Genomic DNA, 3790 nt, shown 5'->3' with positions numbered 1-3790 from the left:
GCAGCGCGGCGGCGGCCTCCGCCGCCGGGCGGCACGGCGGCGGCCGCGACCGGCTGCCGGTGCCCACCGTGGTGGCCCACCGGGGCGCCTCCGGCTACCGGCCCGAACACACCATCGGCTCCTACCAGTTGGGCCTCGACCTGGGCGCCGACATCATCGAGCAGGACCTGGTGCCAACCCGCGACGGCCATCTGGTCTGCCGCCACGAGAACGACATCACCGGCACCACCGACGTCGCGGACCACCCCGAGTTCGCCGACCGCCGCACGACGAAGTCCGTCGACGGCACCGAGCTGACCGGCTGGTTCACCGAGGACTTCACCCTCGCCGAGCTGAAGACCCTGCGCGCCACCGAGCGCATCCCCGCCCAGCGCCCGAACAACACCCTCTACGACGGGCGCTGGACCGTTCCCACCTTCGCCGAGGTGCTCGACTGGGCGGCCGAGCGCGGCCGGAAGCGGGGCCGCCCCGTCTGGCTCTACACCGAGACCAAGCACCCCACCTACTTCCGTTCCCTCGGCCTCGGCCTGGAGGAGCCGCTGGCCCGGCTGCTGCGCCAGCACCGGCTGCACCGCTCGGACGCGCCGATCCTCCTCCAGTCCTTCGAGCCCAGCAGCATCCAGCGGCTGCGGCGGCTGGTGGACACGCCCGGCGTGGTGCTGCTGGGCGCGGCCGACAGCCGGCCGTGGGACTTCGTCGAGTCCGGCGACCCGCGCACCGTCGCCGACCTGGTCACCCCGCGCGGGCTCGCCGAGATCGCCGGCTACGCCCGGGGCATCGGCCCGACCCTCGACCTGGTCATCCCGCGCGCCGCCGACGGCTCGTTGACCGCGCCCACCCCGCTGGTTCGCGACGCCCACCGCGCCGACCTGCTGGTCCACCCCTACACGCTGCGGAACGAGAACGCGTTCCTGCCGGCGGACTTCCGGCGCGGCGAGGACCCCAACGCGTACGGCGACGTCTTCGGCGCGGCCCGCGCCTACTTCGAGGCCGGCATCGACGGCGTCTTCGCCGACCACCCCGACACGGCGCTGCTGGCCGCCGAGGAGTTCCGGGGTTGACGCTCCGTCAGGCTCGGCGCCACGCCTGACCGGTGGCGAGGCGGCCGATCCGTTCCGTAGTCACGAATCTCACAGCCCAGTTGGCCCGGGGGCATTCCCCCGCGCCCAACTCCCTAGCACAATGCTGACGGCGCGGGTTCTGACCTGCGCCGTCAGGGCTATCGCCGGATTCCGCGCGCACCCTCACCAGCGCGACCGGCCGAACTCCTCACCTGGAGGCGTGTGCAATGGGCATGAGCGTCACGATCGAGCCGGCGACCGACCAGGACGCCGAGCAGATCCTCAAACTCCAGTACCTGTGCTACCAGCCCGAGGCCGAGCTGTACGGCGACTACACCATCGCGCCGCTCACCCAGACCCTCAGCGAACTCCGCGCCGAACTGGCCGAGAGCTGTGTGCTGGTCGCGCGGCTCGGCGGCGAGGTCGTCGGCTCGGTACGCGGCTCGGTGGACGCCGACGGCACGGCCAGGATCGGCCGGCTGATCGTCCACCCGAGGATGCAGCGGCACGGGCTGGGCGGACGGCTGCTGGTGGCGGTCGAACGGCGGCTGGCCGCCGAGCGCTCCGCCGCCCGCTACCGCCTCTTCACCGGGCACCGCAGCGCCGCCAACCAGCGGCTCTACCGCCGCCTCGGCTACGCCCCGGTGGCCATCGAGCAGGTCTCCCGGCAGCTGAGCCTGGTCACGATGGAGAAGCCGGTGGCCGCGCCCGAGCCGGAGCGCCCCGTCGCCGCGTAGACCCGAGGCGGCCGGGCCCGGGGCGTCGGCCCCCGGCCCGGCCGCTGGGCGGCGGTCAGCGCTGGGCGTCCAGCCACTCGCGGAACGTGGGACCGGCGAGCGTGGCGTGCGGTCCCGGCAGGAACCCGCCGGCCGCCGCGATCTCGGCGTCGGGGATGCCGGAGCCGTCCACCTCGACCACCCTGACGCCCCGCCGCTCGCCCAGGAGCCTGGCCGCCTCGACCAGGCTCTCCCCGCGCGGCCCGGCGACCTCGGGGATCGGCGCCCCGGGCGCAGGCCGGTCGGCCGCCCAGGGGTCGGTGGCCAGGTCGACCAGGGTCTCCGCCACGGTGCGGCAGGCCACCAACTGCGTGGGCACCGCCGGGACATGGGCCACGTCGCCCCCCTGCCAGTCCAGGAGTTGACCGACCAGCTCGTGGAACTGCGCGGCCCGCAGAATCCGCGCCGGCAGCGGCCCGGACAGATGGGCCTCCTCGTGCACCCGCTGGGCGGCGAGGAAGCCGGCCGTGGCCCGGTCCGCGCCGATGATGGAAACGGCGACCACCCGCCGCACCCCGGCACGCTCGCCGGCCTCGTGCAGGTTGTGGGTCGCCGTGCGGAAGAACTCCGTGGCGGCCTCCTGCTCGGACGCGTGCCATGACGCGACGTCAACGATGACGTCGGCCCCGACGAGCGCCCCGGCCAGGCCCTCGCCGGTGATGATGTCCACGCCGGTCGCGCGGGACATCGGCACCACCCGGTGCCCCCGCTCCGTGAGAACGTCCACCACGTGACGCCCCAGCCGCCCGGTCGCCCCCGCCACGGCGAACCTTCCGGTGCTCATCTCATCCCGCCCTTCTCACGCGCCGCTCCGGCTGACCCGTGCACGCGGCGTCCGTCCTGACGCACACCAGACGCCGGCGCCCCGCCGCCCGTAACGCGCGCGCCCGTGTGACCCAGGCCACCCCACACCGGTGTCACACGACGGCGGGCACCGGCGTCTCGTGTAGGGGCGCGGCAGGGAACGAGCGGACGGGAGTCGGGATGAACGAGCGGGGCGGACCAACCACGGGCGCGGCCGGGCGGGTTGACCGGGGGCAGCCCCTGGACCCGGCCACCGGGGCTTTCCTCGCCCACCGCAACCTGCTGTTCACCGTCGCCTACGAGATGCTCGGCTCGGCCGCCGACGCCGAGGACGTCCTCCAGGAGACCTGGCTGCGCTGGGTCGGCGTCGACCAGGCGACCGTGCGGGAGCAACGCGCCTACCTGGTGCGCATCGTCACCCGCAAGGCGCTGGACCGGATGCGGACGCTCGGGCGGCGCAAGGAGTCCTACGTCGGCCCGTGGCTGCCAGAACCGCTGCTGACCACCCCCGACGTGGCCGAGGACGTCGAACTGGCCGACAGCATCTCCCTGGCCATGTTGCTGGTGCTGGAGACGCTCTCCCCGGTGGAACGCGCGGTGTTCGTGCTGCGCGAGGTGTTCGACGTGCGGTACGACGAGATCGCCGAGGCCGTCGGCAAGACCCCGGCGGCCGTCCGCCAACTCGCCTACCGGGCACGGGGACGCGTCGCCGAGCGCCGACCGCGCGGCACCGTCACCCCGGCCCAGATCCGCGCCGCGCTGCTGGCCTTCCAACGGGCGGTGGAGACCGGCGAGTTGCAGAGCCTGCTCGACATCCTCGCGCCCAACGTCGTCGCCCTCAGCGACGGCGGCGGGGTCACGCGGGCGCTGCCGCGCCCGGTCGTGGGCGCGGACCAGGTGGCCCGCCTGCTGGCGGCCGGCTGGTGGCGCCGCGACGCCGAACGGTCGGCCGAACTGGTGCGGATCAACGGCGGCCCCGGGCTGCTGGTCCGGCTCGACGGCGAGGTTGACGGCGTGGTGGCGGTGCGGGTCGAGAACGGCCTCATCACCGGCGCGTACCACGTCCGCAACCCCGAGAAGCTGTCCCATCTCTCTCAGGAGATCGCGGTCACCCGCTGAAGGTCCCAGCGCCGCGCGGCGCCGGGACCG

General features: G+C 74.5%; 4 protein-coding genes. 3 read left to right on the top strand and 1 reads right to left on the bottom strand.

Annotated elements, in window-relative coordinates; all coding sequences use genetic code 11:
- The coding region (locus EBN88_RS29070; protein ID WP_147472902.1) for a glycerophosphodiester phosphodiesterase at positions 1-1061 on the top strand (1061 nt) is incomplete at its 5' end.
- A gap of 227 nt (positions 1062-1288) precedes the next feature.
- Positions 1289-1798 carry a GNAT family N-acetyltransferase gene (locus EBN88_RS29065; protein WP_122399987.1) on the top strand — a complete coding sequence of 170 codons (510 nt, stop codon included), beginning with the start codon at positions 1289-1291 and terminating at the stop codon, positions 1796-1798.
- Between the two features lie 55 nt (positions 1799-1853).
- Here EBN88_RS29065 and EBN88_RS29060 read toward each other — a convergent pair whose 3' ends face one another.
- A complete protein-coding gene (locus EBN88_RS29060) occupies positions 1854-2621 on the bottom strand; it encodes an SDR family oxidoreductase (protein WP_122399986.1) in 768 nt (255 codons plus the stop codon).
- A gap of 200 nt (positions 2622-2821) precedes the next feature.
- Here EBN88_RS29060 and EBN88_RS29055 point away from each other — a divergent pair, with 200 nt between their 5' ends.
- On the top strand, positions 2822-3760 hold the full coding sequence (locus EBN88_RS29055) for an RNA polymerase sigma-70 factor (protein ID WP_122399985.1): 939 nt from the start codon (positions 2822-2824) through the stop codon (positions 3758-3760).
- The last annotated feature ends 30 nt before the right edge of the window (positions 3761-3790 follow it).

The organism is Streptomyces triticirhizae (assembly GCF_003696235.1).
GTDB lineage: Bacteria > Actinomycetota > Actinomycetes > Streptomycetales > Streptomycetaceae > Streptomyces > Streptomyces triticirhizae.
Note: the sequence above shows the minus strand (reverse complement) of the source record. Positions and strands in the feature narration are given on the sequence as shown.

What these genes read in the sequence shown, in the direction of transcription:
- EBN88_RS29065 (WP_122399987.1), top strand. Translation starts at nt 1,289, where the DNA reads ATGGGCATGAGCGTCACGATCGAGCCGGCGACCGACCAGGACGCCGAG.
- EBN88_RS29060 (WP_122399986.1), bottom strand. Translation starts at nt 2,621, where the DNA reads ATGAGCACCGGAAGGTTCGCCGTGGCGGGGGCGACCGGGCGGCTGGGG.
- EBN88_RS29055 (WP_122399985.1), top strand. Translation starts at nt 2,822, where the DNA reads ATGAACGAGCGGGGCGGACCAACCACGGGCGCGGCCGGGCGGGTTGAC.